The organism is Flectobacillus sp. (genome assembly GCF_049240685.1).
In the GTDB taxonomy this organism is placed as follows: Bacteria; Bacteroidota; Bacteroidia; order Cytophagales; family Spirosomataceae; genus Flectobacillus.
Genome location: NZ_JBMLSD010000367.1, coordinates 13,019 through 15,799 on the forward strand (window position 1 = coordinate 13,019; position 2,781 = coordinate 15,799).

General features: G+C 39.2%; 1 protein-coding gene. It reads right to left on the minus strand.

Annotation, left to right across the window (positions count from 1 at the left end):
* Positions 1 to 4: 4 nt before the first annotated feature.
* Positions 5 to 2,701, minus strand: a complete 2,697-nt coding sequence (locus ACOVQ4_RS17010) for a family 78 glycoside hydrolase catalytic domain (protein WP_421821819.1) — start codon at positions 2,699 to 2,701, stop codon at positions 5 to 7.
* Positions 2,702 to 2,781 lie beyond the last annotated feature (80 nt).

Below are 2,781 nucleotides of genomic sequence, written 5' to 3' on the forward strand. Positions count from 1 at the left end.
ATTTTCAAATTCTCATAGTAAAGACATATTTTCCCGAGCCAAAGGTTTTTGAAATCCATTTTCCCTCATGTTTCAAATCTGTAACTATCGCCCCATTGCTTTTTATGGAGCTTGTATCCGAAGTAGGGAAATAGACTGTCGATTCGGTGTTAGCCGGTATCTCGATTTCAAGGGTTAACAAATCTCCTTCTATTTTCCAAAATGAGGCAAGTTTACCGTAAGGTGTAAAATAATATCCTTTAGCATAAGTTAATCCTCCTCCAATTACGGGTTTGATAATACTCGACTTATAACCAGCGCCGTCAGCCTCTTTGGTATCGATACCTGCGATTGTACGATACATCCAATCGCCTACAGCTCCATACGCATAATGGTTAAACGAAGTCATACTTGGGTCTTGGAAAGTACTATCGGGCTTCATAGAATCCCAGCGTTCCCAAATTGTAGTTGCTCCATGAGATTTTATTGGATATAACCACGATGGATAAGTATCTTGTAAAAGCAGTTTGTAAGCAATCTCATTTTGACCAAACCTAGTTAAAACTGGATTTAAAAATGGGGTTCCTAAAAAGCCTGTGGTAAGATGATAATTATAGGATTTTATATTATCGACCAATCTTTTCACGGCGCCATCTCTATGCGCTTCGGGCAACATATCAAATTGCAAGGCCAATACATAAGCAGTTTGAGTTTCTGAAATTAACCTACCTGAAGCAGTCATGAATTCTTGTTGAAAAGCTTTTTTGATCCTTTCAAGCAAGGCTTCATATTCTACAACCTCATCATTCTTTTGCAGAATTTTAGCAGATTTTATCATCAAATCTACATTGTAGGCATAAAAACATTGTGCCACCAAATAGACATCTGTTATAGCAGATTTTTGTCCTATGGTACTTTTTGAGTCATCGATGCGATAAGATAACCAGTCTGCAAACTGAAAACCCGTATTCCATAAATCGTTTTTTGCTAACTTCCTTACATGATTCAAATAGGCTTTCATGCTTGCATATTGGTCTTCGAGGATTTGCTTATCGCCGTATACCACATACATATTGTAAGGGATAATAATGCCAGCATCCGACCATCCCGCTGCACCTGTCACCTTGCCCAGCACATTCGGAATCACAAAAGGAATAGCACCATCGGGCTCTTGGTCGGCACTTACATCTTTGAGCCATTTGGCAAAAAATTGATTTACATTAAAATTGTAAGCTGCTGTTCTTGAAAAAACCTCCGCATCGCCCGTCCAGCCCAAACGCTCGTCACGTTGCGGACAGTCGGTTGGGACATCCAAGAAATTGCCCTTTTGCCCCCAACGAATATTTTTTTGTAATTGATTTACCAAAGGGTTTGAACACTCAAAATTGCCAAGAGCTTTCATATCAGAATGCAGCGCCACAGCCGTAAAATCTTCTGGATTAATTTTATCTGCTAGACCTTCTACTTTTACGTATCTAAATCCGAAAAAAGTAAAATGCGGTTCTAACATTTGATTAGGCTCGCCATTCAAAATATAATGCGCTTGGGCTTTGGCAGAACGAAGGTTTTCAAAATAGGGAACACCATATTTATCCAACATTTCGGCATGATATAGCTTAATCGTTTGTCCTGCCTTCCCCGATATTTTGAAGGAGACCCAACCCACCATATTTTGCCCAAAGTCTAATATAGTTTCTCCTTTTGGAGAAGTCAGCACCTTAATAGGCTTAAAAGTCTCTTGTTTTTTGATAGGTTCATTGATGGAGGCAGTCAAATAGTCTGTTGCAAAAGACATCATCTTCGCAGGTTGCCAATTGGAGTCATCAAAATTTACAGAATCCCAGCCTTTCACCTCTTTTCTCAAATCTTGACGTTCGCCATCATAAATTTCTGAAAAGGTGATATGACTAAGCTTCGTTTTCCAAGAGTTATCAGAAATCACCCAATCCTCCGTCCCATCTGCAAATTTCAGATGTAATTGTAGTAAAATGGCCGTTTCCTTGCCGTAGATATTTTTTTGATTTTCCCAAGCCAATCTAGTTCTATACCACCCACTTCCTAGGCTTATACCAATAGCATTTTTCCCAGATGCTACCTGTTTTGTTACATCATAGGTCTGATATTGTAGATGTTTATTATAACTGGTCCAACCAGGTGTCAAAAATGCATCTCCAACGCGTTTTCCATTGATACGAGCTTCATACAAACCTCTTGAAGTAACAAATATCGTAGCAGAGGCAATAGGCTTTTTGAGTTCAAATGTTTTTCGAAAATGTGGTACTATTCCGTTAACCGTATCTGCCTCAAACCCTGAGCTAATCCATTGTGCCTTCCATTCATTATTTTGCATTAAGGCGGTTTGAAAACTAGCCTTGGCCATTGCTGGCGCCTTGCTTTGGTTATCCCATACTTTGACCTGCCAAGTATACTTGGTATCGGATATCAAATTTGTTCCATCGTACCGAATCCTCAAGGAATTAGCAGAGGCTATTTTGCCTGAAGACCATACAAGCTTTTTGCCCGAACGAACACTAATTTCGTAGGCTGTTTGCTTTACATTTTGCTTATCTGAGTAAATCTGCCAACTAAATCGGGGTTGTGCTACATCGATTCCAATAGGGTTGGTAAGATTTTCCACTGTTAAATTTTGGATAGAAAACTGCCCCAAACCACTGTAGCTTAAGAGCAGGAAAATTAACACCGAAGAGAAGATTTTTTTCATAGTTTACTTTAAAATGGTAAGAAGGGTAAGTTAATATGCAAGTTTTGTATTGAAGGCATTAGGCTACAGGCGCAAGGCAA

Coding starts and splice junctions, on each gene's coding strand:
- ACOVQ4_RS17010 (WP_421821819.1), bottom strand. CDS start 2,701: ATGAAAAAAATCTTCTCTTCGGTGTTAATTTTCCTGCTCTTAAGCTAC.